Annotated in this window: 17 protein-coding genes and 1 pseudogene; 11 read left to right on the forward strand and 7 right to left on the reverse strand. The window is 57.3% G+C overall.

Translation table 11 applies throughout. From position 1 onward, the window contains the following. Positions 1–84: 84 nt before the first annotated feature. The 3 genes from AC0L2R_RS13675 to AC0L2R_RS13685 all read left to right on the forward strand — a co-directional run bounded on the left by AC0L2R_RS13675 (position 85) and on the right by AC0L2R_RS13685 (position 4,155). Positions 85–855 (forward strand): response regulator transcription factor, encoded by a 771-nt coding sequence (locus AC0L2R_RS13675; RefSeq protein WP_473509512.1) that lies wholly within the window; start codon positions 85–87, stop codon positions 853–855. A gap of 59 nt (positions 856–914) precedes the next feature. After that, positions 915–2,855: a GNVR domain-containing protein gene (locus AC0L2R_RS13680; RefSeq protein WP_236473250.1), complete on the forward strand. Its 1,941-nt coding sequence runs from the start codon at positions 915–917 to the stop codon at positions 2,853–2,855. Between the two features lie 433 nt (positions 2,856–3,288). Beyond that, positions 3,289–4,155 carry a sugar transferase gene (locus tag AC0L2R_RS13685; RefSeq protein ID WP_236473089.1) on the forward strand — a complete coding sequence of 289 codons (867 nt, stop codon included), beginning with the start codon at positions 3,289–3,291 and terminating at the stop codon, positions 4,153–4,155. A 73-nt stretch (positions 4,156–4,228) separates the two neighbouring features. On the opposite strand, the gene AC0L2R_RS13690 is transcribed toward AC0L2R_RS13685, so the two are convergent. Beyond that, positions 4,229–4,471, reverse strand: coding sequence for a hypothetical protein (locus tag AC0L2R_RS13690; protein WP_473509514.1), 243 nt, complete (start codon positions 4,469–4,471; stop codon positions 4,229–4,231). 438 nt (positions 4,472–4,909) lie between these two features. Beyond that, on the reverse strand, positions 4,910–5,128 hold the full coding sequence (locus AC0L2R_RS13695; protein WP_473509516.1) for a hypothetical protein: 219 nt from the start codon (positions 5,126–5,128) through the stop codon (positions 4,910–4,912). 365 nt (positions 5,129–5,493) lie between these two features. Between AC0L2R_RS13695 and AC0L2R_RS13700 the strand changes: the two genes are divergently transcribed. Together AC0L2R_RS13700 and AC0L2R_RS13705 are read left to right on the forward strand one after the other, a co-directional pair. After that, on the forward strand, positions 5,494–7,143 hold the full coding sequence (locus AC0L2R_RS13700) for an FG-GAP repeat domain-containing protein (protein WP_473509732.1): 1,650 nt from the start codon (positions 5,494–5,496) through the stop codon (positions 7,141–7,143). A gap of 35 nt (positions 7,144–7,178) precedes the next feature. Further along, positions 7,179–7,505, forward strand: coding sequence for a hypothetical protein (locus tag AC0L2R_RS13705; RefSeq protein ID WP_473509517.1), 327 nt, complete (start codon positions 7,179–7,181; stop codon positions 7,503–7,505). Here the strand turns inward: AC0L2R_RS13705 and AC0L2R_RS13710 are convergent. After that, complete coding sequence (locus AC0L2R_RS13710) at positions 7,491–9,188, reverse strand: glycosyltransferase family 39 protein (protein ID WP_473509519.1); 1,698 nt, start codon at positions 9,186–9,188, stop codon at positions 7,491–7,493. The two genes, AC0L2R_RS13705 and AC0L2R_RS13710, sit on opposite strands and share 15 nt — an antisense overlap. 396 nt (positions 9,189–9,584) lie before the next feature. Here AC0L2R_RS13710 and AC0L2R_RS13715 point away from each other — a divergent pair, with 396 nt between their 5' ends. The 5 genes from AC0L2R_RS13715 to AC0L2R_RS13735 all read left to right on the forward strand — a co-directional run bounded on the left by AC0L2R_RS13715 (position 9,585) and on the right by AC0L2R_RS13735 (position 15,184). Beyond that, complete coding sequence (locus AC0L2R_RS13715) at positions 9,585–11,045, forward strand: UbiA family prenyltransferase (protein ID WP_473509521.1); 1,461 nt, start codon at positions 9,585–9,587, stop codon at positions 11,043–11,045. Between the two features lie 23 nt (positions 11,046–11,068). Beyond that, a complete protein-coding gene (locus AC0L2R_RS13720; RefSeq protein ID WP_473509522.1) occupies positions 11,069–11,494 on the forward strand; it encodes a GtrA family protein in 426 nt (141 codons plus the stop codon). A 68-nt stretch (positions 11,495–11,562) separates the two neighbouring features. Next, a complete protein-coding gene (locus AC0L2R_RS13725; RefSeq protein WP_236473090.1) occupies positions 11,563–12,807 on the forward strand; it encodes an FAD-binding oxidoreductase in 1,245 nt (414 codons plus the stop codon). Beyond that, positions 12,804–13,550, forward strand: a complete 747-nt coding sequence (locus AC0L2R_RS13730) for an SDR family oxidoreductase (RefSeq protein ID WP_473509524.1) — start codon at positions 12,804–12,806, stop codon at positions 13,548–13,550. Before AC0L2R_RS13725 ends, AC0L2R_RS13730 begins: the two co-directional genes overlap by 4 nt. 221 nt (positions 13,551–13,771) lie before the next feature. Then, positions 13,772–15,184 (forward strand): hypothetical protein, encoded by a 1,413-nt coding sequence (locus tag AC0L2R_RS13735; RefSeq protein ID WP_473509526.1) that lies wholly within the window; start codon positions 13,772–13,774, stop codon positions 15,182–15,184. 205 nt (positions 15,185–15,389) lie between these two features. On the opposite strand, the gene AC0L2R_RS13740 is transcribed toward AC0L2R_RS13735, so the two are convergent. The 4 genes and pseudogenes from AC0L2R_RS13740 to AC0L2R_RS13755 form a co-directional block, all read right to left on the reverse strand. Beyond that, positions 15,390–15,980: a flavodoxin family protein gene (locus AC0L2R_RS13740; RefSeq protein WP_473509527.1), complete on the reverse strand. Its 591-nt coding sequence runs from the start codon at positions 15,978–15,980 to the stop codon at positions 15,390–15,392. Between the two features lie 213 nt (positions 15,981–16,193). After that, positions 16,194–16,502, reverse strand: a pseudogene (locus AC0L2R_RS13745) (ATP-binding protein); the annotation flags it as partial. A gap of 222 nt (positions 16,503–16,724) precedes the next feature. Beyond that, positions 16,725–17,921, reverse strand: coding sequence for an acyltransferase family protein (locus AC0L2R_RS13750; RefSeq protein ID WP_473509529.1), 1,197 nt, complete (start codon positions 17,919–17,921; stop codon positions 16,725–16,727). Between the two features lie 121 nt (positions 17,922–18,042). Next, a complete protein-coding gene (locus tag AC0L2R_RS13755) occupies positions 18,043–19,479 on the reverse strand; it encodes a polysaccharide biosynthesis/export family protein (RefSeq protein ID WP_473509531.1) in 1,437 nt (478 codons plus the stop codon). Positions 19,480–19,945: 466 nt separating this feature from the next. Between AC0L2R_RS13755 and AC0L2R_RS13760 the strand changes: the two genes are divergently transcribed. Then, complete coding sequence (locus AC0L2R_RS13760) at positions 19,946–21,229, forward strand: glycosyltransferase (protein WP_473509734.1); 1,284 nt, start codon at positions 19,946–19,948, stop codon at positions 21,227–21,229. The last annotated feature ends 129 nt before the right edge of the window (positions 21,230–21,358 follow it).

Raw genomic sequence — 21,358 nt, forward strand, 5'->3', positions numbered from 1 at the left:
CACTGTTCGCGGGAAATAGTATTTGCCTGAAGTATATCTCGTACTGGATCTCGAAACGTTGGGTAGAGTTTGGGGAGTAAGTTCATGGTTCCGACAATTCAACTGGATAACAAATCACCCGGTGCACTGGAATTCGTATCGCGCAAGGCCGGGAATGGAATACATCTGCATAGACACGGCTTGACCGAATCCTGCCTGGCTCTGCTGGACGAGCGAGTGCTTGACCGACAATGTCTTGCGCAATGCCTGACCGCCTATGGCATCGGGAAGGAAATCCTGTCGTTCGGTTCGATCGAAGAGTGGCGGCATCAAGAGAATGCACTGTCGATATCGGCCATTCTGCTGAACGTGGGCAGCCGAAAGGTGACAGATGCAAGGACCGGCAGCGAAATTGCCGATCTTGTGAATGAGGCCCACCCGGTTCCGGTGGTGATTTTGGCCGATACCGACGATCTGGAGCAGATTCTCAAGGCGTTGAATTATGGCGCAAAAGCCTACATCCCTTCATCGATCCGGTTCGAGATCTGTGTTGAAGCCGTAAATCTTGTCCTTGCCGGTGGCACATTTGTCCCTGCAAGCAGCGTGCTTGCCCAGCACAAGGCAATCGACACGTCAGTCGAAATGACAAGGCCCATGGCGAGTGTGTTCACGGAGCGGCAAGAAGAGGTCGTCCAGGCTCTCAGGCGTGGGAAGGCGAACAAGATAATCGCTCATGAGCTCAACCTCCGCGAGAGCACGGTCAAGGTCCATATCCGCAACATCATGAAGAAGCTGAAGGCGACGAACAGGACGGAGGTCGTTTACAAGCTCAATGAGATGTTTCCTGGCGCCCACCTGTTGGGCCGATCGAGCTAAACGGTTGTCATCATAACAGTGGCGCGGCTGCATGCTCGAACCGGGACCCATCGGTGGCGATGCTGCTCGACCGTTGCAGTTCGCCGCTCTTTTTGTTGCAGATATGGATTGAAGCCATGCTAGACCGGCCGTCGGCGGCAATTGCTCACAAGCCATGGCTCGGGGCGGACGCACCGCAGGACTTTATCAGCCTCGCTGACGTCGTCTCGTTTGCTCGGCAGTATCTTTTCTCGATTCTGGCGTTCGTCGTCGCCGGAATCGTTTTCGCCACGTTCTACTTTGCAACCTCGGATCCGATTTATTCGGCGCGCACCCAGATCCTAATCGAACCGAAGATACCCAAAAACCTTCAGCAGCAACCCGCCGAAGTGAACCTGTCGCTCGATACCGCTCAGGTCGAGAGCCAACTTGCAGTGCTGCGCTCCCAGAAGATCGCGATGATGGTGATCGATGACCTTGGACTCATGGACAATCCAACTTTCGGAGATCTGGACGGTCCGACCATAGGCGAGAGGTTTCGCAGAGCCTGGACGAGCATCGTCGATGCCGGCGGGCTCCATGCCGGCAATGCTGCGCTGACGGATTTCTTCCATCGCGTGCTTCCCTGGCCGGATCGAATGGAGGCGAACAGCCCGCAGCTGGAATCCGAGCGTCGGCGTCAGGCGGTGGAGATGTTCAGCGATGGCCTGGATATCCAGCGTGTCGGTGTCTCCTATGCAATGGACATCACATTCCAGTCTCAGGATCCGGCATTGGCGGCACGCATCGCGAACGCCACGGCGGAAGCGTTCGTGCGCGAGCAAGTGCAAACGACAACGGCAACGGCTAGCGAAGGCATCGCATGGTTGGAAAGGCGGATGCGGGAGGTCGGTGATCAGATGAACCGGGCGACCCGGGTCGCCCAGCAGTTTCGCGCAAAACACGACTACAGCATAGGTCAGGACGAGACGTCCGTCGCCGGACAGGACCTCGCACACAGCGAAGGACAGCCAACACACCAGATTACGCTGGAGCAGTTGGAGGTTACCGCCGACACCTATCGAAAGATGTATGAGAGCCTGCTCGCGGCGTATACAAACTCGGTCGACCAACAGCCTTATCTGATCGCCAATGCTCGCGTCATCACGTCCGCGACGAGCCCCAAGACGGCAAGTCGGCCGCGCAAGACGCTGATCCTCGCCTTTGGCACACTTGCCGGGATGGTAGCTGGCATCGGGTTCGCCGTGGCGCGACGCGGGCTCGATCGGAACGTGAGGACCCCGCGTCAGATCCGTCGCGAACTGGGCCTGGCCTGTGTTGGAGAATTGCCGCCGGTCAGCTTCAGGCGGGGTGGTTTTGGCCGGCTTGACGAGGTGCTCAGGAACCCGGACTCTTCATTCAGCGGCAGCCTCAGGAGCGTCAAGGCGATCATGGGCCTGGCCGGGGCCAACCCTTCACGGCGTCGCATCGGAATTACATCCGTGTCCCCCGGCGACGGAAAGAGCACCATTGTAAGCAATCTGGCGGCGCTGTGTGGGAGAGCGGGCACAGCGACCCTCGTGATCAACGCCGACGATAAGTCGGCACTGGCCAACGAACGTCTCTTTTCCGCCGATTTCAATATGATCGATCGGGATTCCGGCAGCCCCAAAGACATCGGCAAGCAAATCCGATACATTGAAAAGGCATCGTTTTATTACTTGAAGAACGATGCGTCGAATTCGGCGAATTTGCTTGTTCCCGATAATATGGAGAAATTGCTGAACGAAGTTGGTAGTTACAATATCGTCATTGTTGAACTCCCGCCGTTTAGTTCAGGAGCCGAAGGCCTTGCTCTCTGCCCGCTTCTTGATGGCGTGATTGTGGTGGCGCAGTGGGGCGTGACGTCGCTTGATCAACTGGAAGACCTGACGCAGACACTCAAAAGCACCAATTCTTCCGTCCTTGGCGTGTTGATGACACGTGTTCGTACTGTTTCGGCTCGGCGTTACCGGAAGCGCGCAAGTCAGGCGCCGCGCTGACATCCTGTCCTCCTCGCGGTGGCGTCGAGCTAATGCATGTCGCGCAAAAGCATGCCCTCCGGCTCGAACCGAGGGTGCGCAGCGGTCTCGCGCGACGACGACATGCATCAGACAAGAACTTAAAGCGCGTCGCATGAATCCGTTCAAACGCGACGCGCTTTAGAGCCCAGCGGCAAGTCTCGACGCCGCCCCGTCAATCCGGCACCTGTCAAAGTGAATCCGCGCCCCTTCAGGGCGTCGCGAGCCGAACAATCGATTCCGAAATCATGCCAGGCATTGGACGGAGCAGCCATTCGTCCGTACCCGGCCTAGCAACTAAGCGGTAGGCCACGCTGCCAAACACCCCCGATCTACCACCTTTTCCCTGCTTGCCGGAGATCAACCGTCGTCGCCAAAATGCAAACGAAAAGTTGAAATCGAGCGCAAGCGGAAAATGTCCAACGTGATCGAAAGTAACCTGCGGCAGTGCGAAGACCTGGCTATTGAAGGCTGGGTTCTACTGGTCGGAGCCAGGCCCGCCGCGACTTCGCTTCTTCGGCATGAAAGCGATGCGGCCGCGAGATCGAATACGCCAGACCTGTCGTCGCCTCAACTCAACGCAAGCCATGACCATGGCGCCGTTCCGTTTGAGCCGGACATGCGCACGGCGAGCATTGACGATGGTCCGCGGAGCGAAGGCCGACAGCCGCTCGGCGGTTGGGCCAAGAGGCTGCTGGATCTGATGGTAGCCTCGACAGCGCTCATCCTGGCCGGTCCGATCCTGGTTGTGATCCCGCTTCTGATCAAGGCGACCACAGGCGGTCCGGTGCTGTTCGTTCACCAGCGCATTGGTTTCGATGGAAAGGCCTTCGACTGCTACAAGTTCCGCACCATGGTGCGGAATGCCGAGGAGGTGCTCGAACAGCATCTGAGTTGCAATCCACAAGCCGCCCAGGAGTGGGCGGCCAATCAGAAGCTGAGCTGCGATCCGCGTATCCTGTTTTTCGGAAGGATGCTTCGCAAATCGAGCCTGGATGAGCTGCCGCAGTTGTTCAATATCTTGCGGGGCGACATGAGTTGCGTCGGCCCGCGTCCTGTCGTTGCCGACGAATTGCAACGCTATGGCGCAGCATCGCATGAATATTTGAAGACGCGGCCAGGACTGACCGGCCTCTGGCAGATAAACGGGAGAAACACGACCGAGTATTCGCATCGCGTATTGCTGGACACGCAGTACGTTCGGACATGGTCTCTACGCCGCGATCTTTCGATCCTGATGCGGACGATACCGGCCATGATGAAGTTCGATCAGACCTCCTGACCCTTGGCTATGTCAGAGGGCGCGGCAGAAACGGCCTCAAGCGATTGTCGCCCACAACGCATTGTCGCCCACTCTATTGTCGCCTTGGGCGATGCCGCAGCACGGCAATTGCAAGGCCGACCAGGTAGGCAATTTGGGTGACGACAACGAGATAAAACGTCGAGCGGATGGTGTTTGGAACAGACAGGTGAAGAAAACTGCCTACAGCGACGCTGGCGACGATCACCACCAAGGTCGCCACGATCAGCGCCGGCGCGCGCAGCGTAAACCCTATTGCCAGGGCAAGACCGGCAACGCCGACAATGGCAAGCAACACGGCGACCTCCTCCCAGGGTCAATCGACGCCGCGCAGATGAACCCTGTCCCAAGGAAATCAGAGTCGCTCGTTTTTGTGAAGCCCAACCTTTTAGCTCGGCGGTTCCGGCGGCGCAGTCAGGGTCTGGACCATCGATCGTCGGAGTGTGAAATGCAGGTTTCCGTCGTAGTGGCATTGATTTGCACGGGAATCCTGGCCCTCGTCGTCTATATGCGCTGGTCGATGATCACTGCGCTCATAGCCTCTCTGGCGTTTGCTGCGACGGCAATCGGGACAATAGCCTCGAGTCTCGCTTGGCGGCTCTTCTGTTGGCAATGCCGGTGGGGGCGGGGTGGCCGCGGAGGTCGACCCGATCGCGTCGAGTGTCCGCGCTTGATCCGCAGCCGAACCCTCATCAGGCCAACGATCTGGCTTTTTTGGCGGGCAAACGCAGCCACTTCAGTCTGCTCTGTACGGAACCTCGTCGAACATGAAGCCGGCGAGTTTAATGATGCGTAGGGCTTCCATCACCTGACGATCATCTATCGCGCCTTCCCAACTGGAGAGTATGGTGTCGACTTCGAAGTCGAAGCCGTGCAATCCCATGACATCGGCCAGGTTCCTGCGGATTTCGGCCCTGATGGCCCCATCCAAAGAAATGATGTTGTCCTTGCTCATCGCCGAACAACATTAGCGGATCTTAATATTTCCGGTACTTGACCGAAAGGGGGAACCCTTCATTAGCCAACTCGCGAAGGAGCCGATCGCCTTCACCTCAACCACGGTTCCGGCTTTGCCAGGACCGCGCCCTCAAACGTGGTACACATACTCCCTTTGGGCCTCTAACGGCCGCCTAGCCTCACGTGCTTTGCTCGGGCGACTTGGAGGCCGGATCATTCTCGGAGAAACGGTGGCCAAAAAGGCCCAGTCGAGGTTTTCCTATTCGAGCCGATGTCGTGAGCATTAAGGTCTTTCAGATGCTGTTGAGCACATTGGAACGGCGGAGACGGCACTGTGCCGCTTGGTGGACCTGCTTGCTGGCAATGGCCGTGATAGTGGGGTGCACGAAGTTCACGGCCAGCGAGCCGGTGTCGCTGTCGTCGGCTGCGCTGTGGGATGGCCTCGAATTTCGAATGCAAGTCGTCGACGATCGATCCGGCGACGTAAAGATGGTTGGTGACATTGACGGCGACGGCCTCTTCGACCTCGTGATCGGAGGCGAAGTCAAGGAAGCGTTGGTCTGGTATCGTGCACCGGGTTGGCGTCCATATCTGATCGGACGGCCCAAAAACCAGTTTACGACCGACGGTGCGTTGGGCGACATCGACAGTGACGGCGATCTTGACATAGTCGTTCCCGATGGGCCGGAAGGTGCCAATCTAGTGGGGTTCCAGAATCCACTGCCAAGCGGAGACCCTACCGATGGCGCACAATGGCTCCGTCGCGAGATCGGAGAGATCGGAGGTTGGGGCAAGGATGTCAAACTCGCCGATTTCGATGGTGACCGACGTCTAGATATTGCAACGCGGTCGCAAGATAGCGTCATCATCTTTTTCCAGAATGCTGACGGATCATGGATGGGCCGCCCTTTGACGAGCCGCGACTTTGGTCAGGAAGGGTTGGGTATAGGGGACATAGATGCTGACGGCATACAGGACATCGTCGTAAGTGGAGCCTGGCTAAAAAATCCAGGATATGCACAAGCACGAGTGGACAAATGGGAGAGTTATTCGATAGGGCCGGCACCTGAAAACTTCAAAACGGTCGTTGCAGATATCGATCAAGACGGCCAACCCGACGTCTTGTATTCATCCTCGGAGGACGTTGCAGACATCGTGTGGTACAAAGCCAAGGATGGAAATCCCCGAGGATATTGGAAAAGCAACAAAATATTGCCTCTCGTCGAGAAGGCGCACACCCTGACCGTCGGCGATCTGGACGGAGATGGCGATCCAGACCTCATGGTGGGTCAGATGCATACCTCCAGCGACCGATTGATCGCCGCTGTCTACAATATCGACGGGCGTGGTGAGATGTGGAGGGTCCAGGTCATCGGTCAGGGTGGAGTCCACAATGGCGTTCTCGCTGATCTCGACGCTGATGGTGATCTTGATGTTTACGGCTCCAATTGGGTGACGAATCCGCCAGTTCACATCTGGGTCAATGCGCTCGATTTGCCCCGCGACCGGTTGCCTCTGGACCGATGGGAACTCGCGGCTTCAATAGACACAGGGCAGCAAACATGCACCCTCTCAACAGACGACGTCGATGGAGATGGTGTGACCGATGTGGCTTGCGGCGCATTGGCATGGCGCAACACTGGAGGCGATCTTGCAGAGGGCTGGCCACGAGCAATCAACGCCAAGATCAAAAACTCCGCAAACGATGAATCGAATGGGCCGCGGCTAGTGTCACCCGATCTTGCGCCTCTGTCGGCTGCCGACCTCAACAGCGACAATGCGCCGGATGTGATCGCGGCGGGTACTACTGGGTTGGGCGGCCTTTATATCCTCGCCGACCATGGCAACGGTCGTCGAGGCCTGCAGTATATTAGCTCCGGCAGTTTTGTGGCCGCGCGAGCCGTTGACCTCGATGTCGACGGCGATCTCGATATTGTCGCCCTCTCCAATGGCGAATTTCCGTCGCTTTGCATTCTGCGCAATCTTGCGATTTCTCGCGATCGTCGGGGCTAAGAGAGTGCCGTCCACAAAACGGCTGGAGGCACTTTTTGAACAGCCTGCCGCGAACTGCGGGTAGACATCGCAACAAAAAGAAAATGCCGGGATCCGGCGACAGCAAGGAGCGGTCGCGCTTCACCGTAGAATGCGGCCCGTGGCTCCGCCTGCGGCATGCGCGTCGGCTTCGACAGGTCGAAGCTGACGCAAAAAAGCAATGTCATATTTCGGTCGACCTGCCCCATGCTTCGGAGCTGCACTCAGGAGAATGTCCGCTTGCTTCGAAACTGCAAAGGATTAACAGGCGCCGTTCGGGCACGCGCAAGCCGCCTGCTGCGTTGGTATGGCACGCCGAAGGTCAAACCTTAATCATCGCGTAGTTCACCCTGTGCCGTCGGATCGTGAGCGGAGTAGCAGGTATACTTTGACCAGGGTCCGGTTTGTGTCGCGTGGCAATCAACGCCCTCAATATCCTCCATGACGGTATGATCATATACTGCCGAGAATCCGCGCTCGCGAATTCGCCTGATCTTGCCTTCGAGGTCAGACGGTATGGGGTCGGGAGAGGGCCCCGGAAAAATGCTCCAGATGAGACCACGTCCAGGCTTCTCACTGAGAAAGCTGATGAGATGCGGCCTCGGATCGGAGTATCCCTGATAATCGGGAACGAACTCCCGGACCCTTACGTCGGCTCCGGCGCGGGAAAAATAAAAGCCGAACACTTTGGGATGCAAAAATTCGGGGTAGGGAGTTGGGAAGCCCTGATCGAGGATGAAAAGGACTTCCGAGACTCCAGCGTCCTTCAAGATCGCGCTTTCGTGCTCCCATGTCAGGTGTTTGTTAATTTCTGTAGAGCTTTGGACCCCCCAGATCAAGGCACCTGCAAAGAACACGGCAACTGTCGCGTAGCGTGCGCATAAGCGAGTGCTCGGCATTGCGTCGATGAACCATATCAAGCCGAGGAAAAGGCCAGGTGCAAAGGGGAACAGGAAGCGAGGCATGAAAGTAGGTCGAAGTACTGCAATGCCGAGAAAAAGGCATAACCCAAGGAAGCTTACCAAGGCGGTCAGGAATAGCGGGGATGATCGGATGGAGTTGCGCAGGCGCGCTATCCACAACAACGCGACGTTGGTCACGCGATAGCGGCGCAGCGTGCCTTCATTAGCCGCGTTTTTGGCATCGATGAGAAGCGCCGCACCAATGATGCAGACCAGGAGGAGGGCGACATAGATTTCGCCTGCCAGGAACTTCAACGCACGTCCGAGATCGAAGAGCGACAACGGCTTGAGCCAGAAGTTCTGAGAAGTGGTTATGTGCAAAATGGCTTCGTAGTGGCTCAGGAAGACCGCGGCAACTGGCGTGTAGGCAAAACCTGCAAAGGCAATCGCGAGGGGCCGCGTTCGCCAAAAAAGAAGAAGAAGCGACACCCCCTGGACTGCTGACATGACCAAGGTCGTGTAATGGTTCAGTCCGAGAAACAGCCCCGACAGCGCCCACCCGGTGATGTCCCCGGTCTCGTCTTTGCCCCGTAGCGCACGAAAGAAGAAAACGGTTTGCAACACGGAACCGAGCACCGTGAAGGCGTAGCTTCTCGCCTCTTCGGCGTAATACAAGCTGGGAATCCACAGCGCGATGATGATCGTGAACAAGGCCCTTTGATGCAGTGGCATCCGTCCGCGCAGCAGCATCCATGCCATTAATGGCGCAGCGGCGGTGGCAATCATGCCAGGCGCACGAATTGCAACGTTAGACACGCCGAAGAGTTGCCCCCACCCCCAGACAGTCAGGTAGTAGAGGGGTGCGTTTACATCGATCCCCAGAATCTCACGTGCCCCGCGCCAGTCCTGCAGTGCAATCGTCGCGGTCCACACCTCGTCATACCAAAACGCCTCGTCTGAGTTGACGAGCCAACGCAACATTGCCCCCATTGCAATGGCGGCAAAGACGCAAAATAGGGTGAACTTCCTGTCAATTCCGTCCTTGGGCTCTGAAGCGACACTGTTACCATCGATGGAATTGTTCTGAATGTTATTACCTGGCTCGACTTTGAGAACACTCACCATTGCCCCTGATCCCGCCATCGTTATTCAGGACGCATTTGTAATATTGGCTAACATAGAGATTTATCGCCGTTATGGATGCAATTTTGAACGCGGTCTAAACGTCTGGAGCTCCCGCGGTGCGCTACCAAGTTTTTGAACATCGCTGTGGCCCGTTCGAGACGAATTTCCATATGTGCCAAAGCTTTGTGCGGCCCAGCCGCCCCCGCTGCAACGCATCATAATTCGTCGAAACTCACACGATGGTGGTATCGTTTACTTCGTTTTGCGCGCTACGCTTCGTCAATGAGCGCAAAACTCACACGATGGTGGTATCGTTTACTCCGTTTTGCGCACTACGCTTCGTCATGCGCGCGTGATCTGCTCAGCTCTGCAAACTGCAGAGTGGGCGAAGCGCAAATGGCGCAAGAATCGATAGATGTCGAAGTTGCGGCGCCGCAGCCGGCTTGCCGTCGCCCGCTCGTTGTTGATATGGACGGGACACTGGTTCGTTCAGACCTGTTGATAGAAACCGCCCTGTCGGAGTTTGCACGCCGACCTCAATCTGCGGTCGACATGTTAAAAGCACTGAGGCTTGGCAAGGCTGCGTTAAAACAGTGCGCTGCTTCCTCGGTAGAGTTCGACGCGTCTGCGCTTCCATACGACGAAGCTGTGCTCAAAGAGATTGAGGCGGCGCAGAAGGACGGGCGGCAAGTCTACCTTGCATCCGCCGCTTCCGAACGCATCGTCAGAGCTGTTGCAGATCACTTGGGCGTTTTTGATGGGTACATCGGGTCGGATGCGACCACGAACTGCTCGGGCAAGACGAAAGCAGCCAAGCTGGTCGCAGTGTTCGGCGAGGGAAGGTTCGACTACATTGGCAACGATGCCGACGACCTGGCTGTCTGGTCAAAATGCGGAACGGCAATTGCAATCCGCACATCTGGACGGGTTTCCAGAAGGCTTGCGGCAATGCCTGTCGAAAAGGAATACCTGCCCCACCAGAAACCAAGCTGGCGGACATGGGCGCGCCTTTTGAGGGTGCACCAATACACAAAGAACCTTCTGCTGCTGGTTCCGTTGCTGGCTTCCCACCAGTTCACTGCCGAGAACCTGATCGAGCTCGGAATCGCATTCCTCAGCTTTTGCCTTTGCGCTTCGAGTGTCTACATTATCAACGACCTCGTTGACCTTCAGGCCGACAGGGCGCACCCGACCAAGCGGCATCGACCGCTGGCGGAGGGCAGAATCCAACTGATCCACGCGTTGCTCGCCGCGCCGCTGCTTTTAATCGCGTCATTCATCCTCGCTACTGGTGTGTCTCCTGCCTTCTTTGCCGTCCTCCTTGGGTACTCCGTCCTTACCACGGCCTATTCGTTCTACCTCAAGCGCAAGATGCTCATCGACGTCGTTACGCTCGCGATGCTCTATACGGTGCGCATCATTGCCGGGGCTATCGCGATCGGAGTGCACGTCTCTCCGTGGCTTCTGACCTTCGCCATCTTCATTTTCTTGGCGCTGGCCCTGGTCAAGAGATATGCCGAACTTGCCACACGCCTAGATCTCCAACTGTCCGAGCCTTCGAACCGGAACTACAAGTTCGAGGATCTCGGCGTGGTTGCCGCGTTTGCAGCGGCCGCGGGCTACAATTCCGTCACCGTGTTCGCGCTGTACATATCCTCGCCGGACGTGAACGTGCTCTACCAACGGCCGCAAATGCTCTGGTTCGTCTGCCCCGTGCTCATCTACTGGACCAGCCGTCTGGTGATGATTGCTCACAGGCGCAGCATGACCGAGGATCCGATTGTGTTTGCGATGACCGACCGCAACAGCCTGCTGTCATTCCTCATTGCCGGGCTAGCTGTCGTGGCGGCGGTCTAGGCAACGCGAAATGGTGTAACGATATGCGTTCCCTTCAATTCACAACATACGCGACCCGTTATGCGACTTTCGCAGTCATCGCGACGGCAGCCAACCTCCTGTTGCAGGAGGCAACAGTTCGCGCCGCACCGTTTTTCACTCTCTTCGTTTCAATCACGGTCGGCACCGTCGGGGGATTTGTCGTCAAATATGTTCTCGACAAAAACTACATCTTCTTTGATCCGTTTGAAGGCAGGTACCAGGAAGCCCGCAAGGTAACGCTCTACGGGGTGTTCAGCGTACTAACGACGATTATCTCCTGGGCCTTCGAAATAGGATTCTGGCACATTTGGGGGACGTCTCTTGCCAAATATTCGGGCGCGATTCTCGGACTTGCCATCGGCTATGCAACCAAGTTCGCCCTCGACAGCAGATATACCTTCCGTTCCGGGAGGCCACAGTGGAGCTAAGCGGGTGGGGACGGTATCCGAGGCACAGCAGCAACGTCGTCAGCCCGGGATCTCCTCGCGAACTGGCGATGCTGCAGCGGCACATACCGACCTACGTGGCGCGAGGCAACGGACGCTCATATGGCGACGCCGGTATCGGTGCAGGAGTGACGCTCGATATGCGGCGCTTCGACCGAATGAAGGGTTTCGACGAAACCTCGGGCTTACTGACAGTCGAAGCTGGTGTGTTGCTAGCTGACCTAATCGACAGGTTCCTGCCTCGAGGGTTCTTCCCTGCCGTGGTACCGGGCACGCGCTTTGTCACGATCGGCGGCATGATTGCTGCGGACGTTCACGGCAAAAACCATCATTGGGTCGGGGGCTTCGGCGATCATGTAGAAGCGCTGAAACTGATGTTTCCCTCGGGACAGACGGTCCGATGCTCCCGGGATGATAATTCTGACCTCTTCAAAGCTACGATTGGGGGGATGGGCCTGACTGGAACGATTGTCGAGGCTACGATCCGGTTGATCAAGGTCGAAACAGGATGGATGAGGCAGAACACTGTACGAGCTGAGAATATATTATCGGCCGTGCAGCTACTGACAGCTAATGAAGGCGCCAGCTATGCCGTAGCTTGGGTCGATTGCCTTTCCAGGGGAAACGCGCTTGGCCGCTCGCTGGTTTACCTCGGCGAACATGTCAGCCTTGACGCTCTCCAGGAAAGAAACCCGGGTGCACCGATCTACCCGAATACCCGTGGTCGCGGGATTGCTGTGCCATTGGATGCCCCGGGATTTCTTCTCAACAGGCACTCCATCCGAGCCTTTAATGCGCTCCGTTACGCCCGCGCACGCACCAAGGATGAACTGGTGACGTGGCAATCCTATTTCTTCCCCCTGGACGGCCTTGACCAATGGAACCGGCTCTACGGCCGCCGCGGGTTCCTGCAATACCAATTCGTTCTCCCCCATCAGACAGCGTCACGCGTCTTGCCTGAAATCATGGGAGAAATTGCCACAACGAGGGACCCGTCGTTCCTTGCCGTCCTCAAGACGTTGGGCAAGGGTGGCGGCCAGCTTTCATTTCCTATGCCGGGAGTCACGCTGGCTCTCGATTTTCCCGTATCCGACAGCATCTTCTCACTTCTGGATAGATTGGACCGCTTGGTCGTCGAAGGGGGAGGGCGGCTCTATCTGGCTAAGGACGCCCGCCAGCGGCCCGAAACGTTCGAGGCGGGCTATCCGAATCTTTCTGTATTTCGTCAGCAGCGCCGCGCGATTGGGGCCGAAGGACGGCTCGCGTCGATGTTGTCGAAAAGGATCGCAGTATGACGACACAACCGGGAACCGCCTTGATCATAGGCGGCACTTCGGACATAGGGAGGGCAACGGCCCTCGTCTATGCCGAGCATGGCTGGAAAGTGATCCTTACGGCCCGAAACGACGAAGAAGGCCTGCGGGAGGTCAACCACCTTCTCACCGCCTCGCAGGCCAAGGCCGAACTTTGCCGCCTCGACATCTTGGATACTGAGTCGTTCGGGCCGTTCATCAATTCACTCGGCACATTGCCCAATACAGTCGTCTGCGTGGTGGGAATGCTTCCAACCCAGTCGAGAGCGGTTGCCGACACGGCATACGCCTCACTGTCACTCCGTACGAATTTTGAGGGACCCGCAATTCTCCTTGGCATGCTGGCGGACCGATTCGAGAAGCGGGGCACCGGCACCATCGTTGGTGTCAGTTCGGTCGCCGGAAACCGCGGCCGCGCCTCCAACTATGTCTACGGCTCCGCCAAAGCCGGATTGACTGCTTTCCTGTCGGGGCTTCGAGGTCGATTGTGGCGCTCAGGCGTGAGGGTGGTGACGGTCATGCCGGGTTTCGTCCGGACCCGAATGACAGACGGGATGAAACTGTCACCATTTTTAACGGCAGAACCTGATGAAGTAGCCGAAGCCATCTACGAGGCTGCGGAATCGCGGCACCGCGACATCATCTACGTGAGAAGAAGCTGGCGTCTTGTCATGGGGGTAATCGCCGCGATGCCTGAGGGCGTTTTTAAGCGGGTCAAGTTCTAGGGGCATTGTGCAGATGAAGCCATTGCGCGCCGCTGCTGGCGAGATAGCTTCGGCAAAAGGGTTCGAAGCCTGCAACGATATTTCCGCCCCAGCGCTCGAATTTTGCGTACAGACTATCTGGATTTCTTATCCTGAACGATGTCCCGCGTCGCTGCAATGTTCCTACTATCCAAACGCAAGTCAAAGCGATCGGTTCACGCCGCTGGGTTGGACATAGCGTCATGCAGGTCTCGTTCATCGGTCTCTTAGTTTGTACTGGAATATTGCTTCTAGGATGCTATTTCCGGGCTCCATTAATCATCGGGCTCATTGTGTCGCTGACATTCGGTGCAACAGCCGTTGTTACGCTAAGTTCGCTTGGGGGATCGTCGCCACTCATCTTCACGTTCTTCGCTGCGCTTCTGGTGACTGCCGTCGCCTTCAGGCGACGAATTTGGCGGCACCTCGGCGATGTATTCGGCGAAATCCGACCGATCTGGGCCCTCTGCGCGCTGATGCTCTATGCCATGGTCGGCGCCTGGTTGTTCCCGCGCTTCTTCGCGGGAGATACTATTGTCTTTGTACAATCGACAATGCGACGCGGAGTCGTGGAGGCTCCGCTTGCACCCGTGTCGGGCAATATCTCACAAACCGGATATTTCGTTTTGGGGGGGCTCACTGCTATCGCCCTGTGCGTTCTGCTTCTGCACAAGGATAGAATGGACCAAATTCGGCGCGCATTCCTTCTCTCATGCGGTCTCCACTGCGGGATGGGATTGATCGACCTAATCGGCAAGCTAGCAGGAGCAGGAGATGTCCTTCGGCCGATCCGCACAGCCAACTACGCGATGCTCTCAGAAGTTAAGACGGGTGGTTTTTGGCGCATTGCGGGTGCCGCCTCCGAGGCATCGGCCTTCGGCGGCGGATCACTCGCCTGCTTAGCATTCTGTTATGTTTACTGGCGCAAAACGAAGTCGCGGCTGGCGGGGGGGCTGGCTGTTCTGGTGCTTGTCCTTTTGGCCCTTTCCACGTCTTCGGTGGCCTATGTGGGACTAGCCATACTGAGCATTCCTGTTGCGATCTCTATCTTGCGCTCATTCCTTTCCGGCCGCTTCGACAAGACCGAAATCTTGATCCTCACCGTCGTTTCGCTTGGTGTTTGCATGGCCTTGGCGATCGGCCTTTATGATGAGGGTTTCTTCACTCCATACGTCCAACTACTTGATTCTATGGTTATAAATAAGGGAAATTCCTCCTCTGGCCAGGAGCGAGCGTACTGGAATGCTAAAAGTATGGAGGCGTTCTTCGAGACGAGCGGTCTCGGTGTAGGCTTGGGCAGTTCGCGTGCATCTAGCTGGCCGATCGCAGTTGCGTCACAGCTTGGCTTGGTCGGCGGCCTGATGATGGTAGTACTCTTGGTGGTGGTTTTTCGGGGCATGGGAAGCCTCAAACAGTATATCGATCCAGAAACCAACGCAGTGGTGTCAAGCGTACGAGCTTGTGCTCTGGCTTCCATTGTTGCCGGCTCTCTGGCCGGTGGGAGCGCCGATCCGGGTATCGGCTTTTTCATTGCTGTTGCGGTCATCTGCGCAACCAGGGTCCGTGCTCTAGGCGCAAGTACGCCCGTCACGCGGCTCCCGACGCAGGACTCCTAGGTTCGGCCCGCGACCGGCGGGTCGGATCGCCTGAAGGCTCCTGATACGGAGATCCTTGTCAAACGGCGTTGAAGATTGACCCCTTATCGGCGTGCAATATTGACCCCTAAGGTCGGTGAGCTGATCCGATCCGTCGAGGCTGCTCGGGGTTGCGCACCTGGGCGGTCGTGTCTCACCACGCGAGGAGGTAAGAGATGTGCCGGTATCACCTGCTCCCGACCCACTGCCGGATCTCGTCAGCCAATTGCTCGAGAACGCCCATCGTCCCGTCGGGGAGCGGGTCCGGAAACCGTTGCTCGGGATACGCGAGCGTTCCCCCCAGATGGACCGGCTGGACGCAGGGCATCTCGTGCTGTTCGAAAAACTTGATCATGTTGTCCGCGCATAGGCGCACACTCGGATCGTCCGCGGGATCGGTGGCGCCGTTGACGATGACCGCTCCGAGTTTTCCTTTGAGCTGTTGTCCGTCGCGCCACAGGGGATCCGATCTGTTAAGCAAGACGACGCCCAGGGCCGGCGGCATTCCGAAGCAGGTGGGAGTAGCCATCAGAATCACGTCCGACTCTTTCATGAGTGACAGAACACGATCGATCCCGTCGCCGTGGTATCCGAACGTTTGATAACACTGCTCGCACCCGAGACAGTCGATACGCTCATCGGCCAGACGCACCTGTTCCACGACCTTCACCCGCCGATTTCTCTCGAGCGAGCGAAAAACCTCGCCGAGCATCCGCGCTGAGTTACTGGACGCGCGTGGGCTGCAGTCTATTCCAATGATGGTCGTCGCTTTGTCCATGTGAGGATCCCTAGTAAGGCGTGACAGCTCGATACCGAATGGCACGGGGCGAAGTTTTGAGTATCCCCACCTATGGCCTCAAAGTCGACGATACTCGCTCTTTACCTTTGAATTTTCCGGATCACAATATTGACCCCCCTAAGGTCGGTGAGCTGATCCGATCCGTCGAGGCTGCTCGGGGTTGCGCACCTGGGCGGTTCAGCGGGTTGGGGTTCAGGCGCGGTTCTTGAAGCGCCAGCTCTCGTTGCCGGTCTCGACGATATCGCAGTGGTGAGTGAGCCGGTCGAGGAGCGCGGTGGTCATCTTGGCGTCACCGAAGACCAAGGGCCATTCCCCGAAGGTCAGGTTGGTGGTGACGATGACCGAGGTCTGCTCGTAGAGGCGGCTGACCAGGTGGAATAGCAGTTGGCCACCGGACTGGGCGAATGGCAGATAGCCAAGTTCATCGAGCACGACGAAGTCTTTGCGCCCGAGATAATCGGCCTTGCGTCCCTGCCGGCCGGCTCGGGTTTCGGCCTCGAGCGAGCCCATCGGCAACATGCCGCCGGCCGAAGCCGAGGAACGCTACGACGCCATGTTGGATGAACCAGCCATAGCCGCGTGACTCAAACGAAACAGCTTCGATCAACTCGGGGCGGTTCACATTTACGGGCGCCGGCTCTTTGCAAAGGTGTTGCTCCCGCGCCGCGCTGGCAGAGTTGGCAAACAAAAGCGAGAGGAAAGCAAGAGCAATACGCACTGTTGTCATGTCGGCATCTCGGAAATTTGCCCGGTGGGAGATCGCAGATTGTGGATATCCAGGAAGCGGCGTTCGAAAAATCGGAATGAAAGTTCTGCGGCGACAATCGTCAGAAGGTATGCCAACAAGAACAACGCGATCCACGTATGGATTGGCCTCGGGTTCGCCGAAAAGTCCATTATCGGAGAGAGGGCCAACTTGGCCGCGACGACCGCAATCGCATGGTAAATGTATGCGCCATATGAAATCTCTCCAATATGTTGGAGAGATTTCAGTCTCAAAAGCCAGTGAACGGAACGGTGCTCCACAGCGGCAAGGCTTACAAGGCCGGCAGAGGCGGCGGCTAGCGCACTGTAAAGGAATACTTCGCGATACTGCCCCCACAGAATTCCGGAGAGGACGTTTTTTAGAATGTCGATGCCCCGCGCTTCCACGACATAGTAGTTAATGCTTGTGTAAAGTATTACATAGATGAAAAGTAAGCAGGTTCCAACTATTGCAACAAATGGAGCTTTTCTTTGGAGCATTCCATATTTACTTAAAAAAGCTAGCAAACAGCCCGTCGCAAAGGCGTCGGTATGAAGAAATGATCCAGCGTAGACCGCGTACGCGCTGGTTTCGGCACCCCATCCGATTCTGGTTAGGCCAATCGATACGGCTAGGCGCAACATAGGCGCCAAGATGAGCATAGAAAGTAGCAGCAAGACTACGGTGCGGCGGGACATCAGGAACAGCGCAAAGCCGTAGATGACGTAGAACTGCATCTCCACTGAGATAGTCCACAGGTGCCCGACGGGCCAAGAATCAAGCTCACCTCGCCCAAGCGTCATGGCCAGATTGTTGATAAACCCCAGTAGCGAGCCAAGAGCGATCAGGTCGAGGCTACTCCCACTCACAAGGATGGTCACGACACCTGCGCAGATGTAGGCGAAATAGACAGGGACGATCCTAAGTGCGCGCCTGCGAAAAAACCCTACCAACCTTTCTAGCGCCGGTTGATCGCTTTCCCGGCTTATCACCGTAAGGGTAACAACGTATCCGGAGATCACGAAAAAGAGCCACACACCCGTCCATCCAAATGGTAACAATCCGCAATGCTGTGCCACGACCGCCGTCATGGCTAAGCCTCTCAATGCGTCAACTGGGCCAACTCGCTGGCTGTTTTTCGGCATGTACGGAGACATCATCGACTGCGTTGGCATGCTCATATTCCTTCGGTCCGAGCTTCTCCCTCCTGCTCAGGTGGCTGAAGGCGCTTTTGTGGCTTCTCCTCGTCGCCTCTCAAAGTCGTCTGCCTCATCCTGCCAAAAATCCGCCGGGAGGCTACGGAATGCCTACAGTGTCGCCGGCGGTCTCTGCCTTGAGTTCTATTCCCGGCGCCTCATGCCGCTCGGTCGATGTCAGGTCCAGCGCGCCCGTTTCATCCTCAGCCAGTGGTATTTCAACCTTGATCGTGTCTCCGGGCTCGACGGCACTCGTTTCGTCAGCTTGGATTTGCACTGTCGCACCGTCCGCCGACGGCCGGAAAATCGTGTAGATCGGCGCAGCCAGCTCCGCGTCGGCTCGGCGGGCAAGAAGGCTCGGGGCAGATACCGCGGACTCGTACAATAGCCGCCTTGTCGTCTCTGTCTTGCTTTCGAGAGCATCGAGCTCAGCTTGCGTTTGACGCAGATCGACCGTTATCTCATTTTCGCGCCCATCCTGGAGCTCGAGAATTGATATGTCAGTTTTACTGATTTCCTGGCGCCCGCGCAGCAGACTGGTTTCCGCCGACAACCTCTCGCTCTGCGCCTGGGCAAGGGCCCGCTCCAGAGAAAACTCGCGCGGCGCCGCCGCAAGACCTTTGGCGACAAGCGCCGAAACCGCTGTCAATTCTTTCTGGATTGAGCCGATCTGCTTGTCGAGAAAAACGAGTTGCGCTTCCAGCGAGGCAAGTTCCTTCTGGAGGAACTCGCGGAGACCAAGAAGCGCCTTGACCTGAGTGTCCAATCCCTCGCTGCGCGCCTGGAAGATCAAGCGTTCCTGCTTCAAGAGCACGGCAAAGACGTCGTCCTGAATACGCGACGTCAACTGGGCCGGAAACTGAATGTCGCTGGCATGCGAGAGTTCCGCCTCGAGCCGTGCCTTGCGAGCGAGGAGACTGGCCTCGCTCAGTCTAAGCAGGCTCACATCCCCTTGGCCCTGGATCACCTCGCGCTCGAACCTGGCATCCCTGTCCTCTCGAGTCCGCAACCCGCCCGCGATGCTCAATGCCTGCAAGATGGTCAGCCCGGGCCGGTATGCGAATTCTCCCGACTGCGTCACCTTGCCGACGACGTAGAACGGTCGGAACTGGACGATTTCAACAGCGGTGTTCGGTTTTCGCGAGAGGCCGACGCTTTTCATGAGGCTGTCGCCGATCGAGTTCGCGATCTCACCGGTGGTGAGTCCGGCAGCCTTGATTTCGCCGACCAGCGGTAGCGAAACGGAGCCATTGGGACCGACTATGTATTCGTCATTGAGAGCATCCCAGCCAAAAATCTTGTCGCGTGATGCACGCCATTCGTAGACCTTGACGCGGAGCTTGTCCTGCGGGCCGAGCACATAGTCTGTGGGGTTTGCAGCCGAGGCACCCAACATGCAGGCCAGGGACATCCCCGCATACACCACGACGTGGAGAATGCGCCAACCGTTGCGCCGAGCCGACAGGTTGCCCAGGCGCCGAACTCGATGATTTGAACGAGCGCCGCTGTCGACGGAAAAAGGCAGTTCCTGGAGCATCTCTTACCTCTGCACTAGATCTTCAGATTCTACTCGGGCTCCACCCAGCCCCTTGCGACTGTGAAAGAAGCCGAGTCACTTGTTCCTTGCGACCAAACGTTGCGACGATCACGACCACTATCATCGACGATCAACTCTCCTCGCGGGCAATGGGTACAGATACGGCGCGCGACCACTGCTTGCGAAGTGAGCGCGCCATGATCCTAATCCGCCGGTCGCGCCGATACAGCCTGCGCATAAGGTTAGCGTTGATGCGTGCTTAGACCCATCGAAGTAGGAGGCGTACCTCGTTGGAGTACATCGGGCCTCGGGAGGGTGCGGCGCTTAACCCGATAGGCAGCTTGTTTGGACGGGGCGGACGACACACAGTCGCTGAGCATCCGGGCAACAAAGAATTCCGGAAAAAGGTGCCAACATTCCGGGAGGGCAATGCATGCGCCATGTGCGACAGCCGAAAGCAACCACCATGGTGGGCCGGGATACCAAACATTTGCGATCGATCAGCAAGACGCCATTTGCCGGCATCGACCGCAACGCGCGCATCGCCGTCGTGCATGATTGGTGCCCGAACTTTCGGGGAGGGGAGCAGGTCCTTGCCCGGATCTGCAAGATTTTTCCGAGAGCCGAGGTTTTCACCCTGTTTGATTTTCTCCCGAAGGAGATCAAGGAAGAGTATTTTCCAGGCGTAATTTTCCACGTTTCCGGCATGAATCGACTTCCCTTCGTGGAAAAGTACTACAGGTCACTATTCTTTCTCTGCCCGTTTATGATCGAACAATTTGATGTCACGGGTTATGACGCGGTAATTTCCTCTTCGGCCGCATTCTCTCGAGGCGTTCTGACCCGCCCGGACCAACTACATTTGTGCTATGTGCACAGTCCGGTGCGATATGCGTGGGACGAGCAATTCTCCTATTTGCAGCAGGCCCGCTTGGGATTTGGGCCGAAGGGTCTCGTCTTTCGCTACATGCTTCACAGGCTGCGGACCTGGGACACGAGAACGGCGCACGGTCCTGACCTGATGCTGGCAAACTCGAATTATGTCCGCTCTCGAATCGAACGGATTTACGGCCGCGACGCGCGGGTCGTCCATCCGCCCGTCGCCACCGAGGATCTTAAACTCGTCGTCAACAAGGATGACTACTACGTCACGGCCGCGTTCCACGCCCCGTATAAACGAACGGATCTGATAATCGAGGCGTTCAGCAAAACGCCGTTGCGTCGCTTGGTTGTTGTCGGCGACGAAGTACAATCCAAACATCTGCGATCGCTTGCCGGCCCCAACATAGTCTTCACCGGCTATCTGCCGCGGCATGAATACATCGAAAAAATCGCCAAGGCTCGTGCGATGGTGTTCGCCGGATGCGAGGACTTCGGGATAACGCTTGCCGAGGCCCAGGCGTGCGGCACGCCATTGATCGCTTTCGGCCGCGGCGGCGCGCGCGACATTGTCCGGCCGCTTGGCGAGAGCGCCCATCCGACAGGTGTGCTCTTCGACCGTCAGGCCATCGATTCCGTAGCTGGGGCCATTGATCTATTCGAGAAAAATGCGCTGTCCATTACGCCGCACGCCTGTCGCGTGAACGCGACCCGGTTCTCCGAGGAAAGGTTCGACCTGGCGATACTCGACGCCCTTGGCCTGGCCCAGTCTGTCCAACTCGCTCGCGCGACCGAGTACAATGAACTCTTCGGAGCCGAGAGCTCGACGCGCGATATAACCGGTTCACTTGTCGAGCCAATTTTACAATGAATTCGGTTGACCTTCACATGGCAAGCAACAGAAAAGCGCTTCGACCGGCCGCGTGCCCGTGCTGCTCGGCGCCGGTCAGCGGGTCAATCTACCGGGTCGAATCCATCCCGGTGCATAGTTGTGTCCTGC

Source organism: Mesorhizobium sp. WSM4820 (assembly GCF_055811075.1).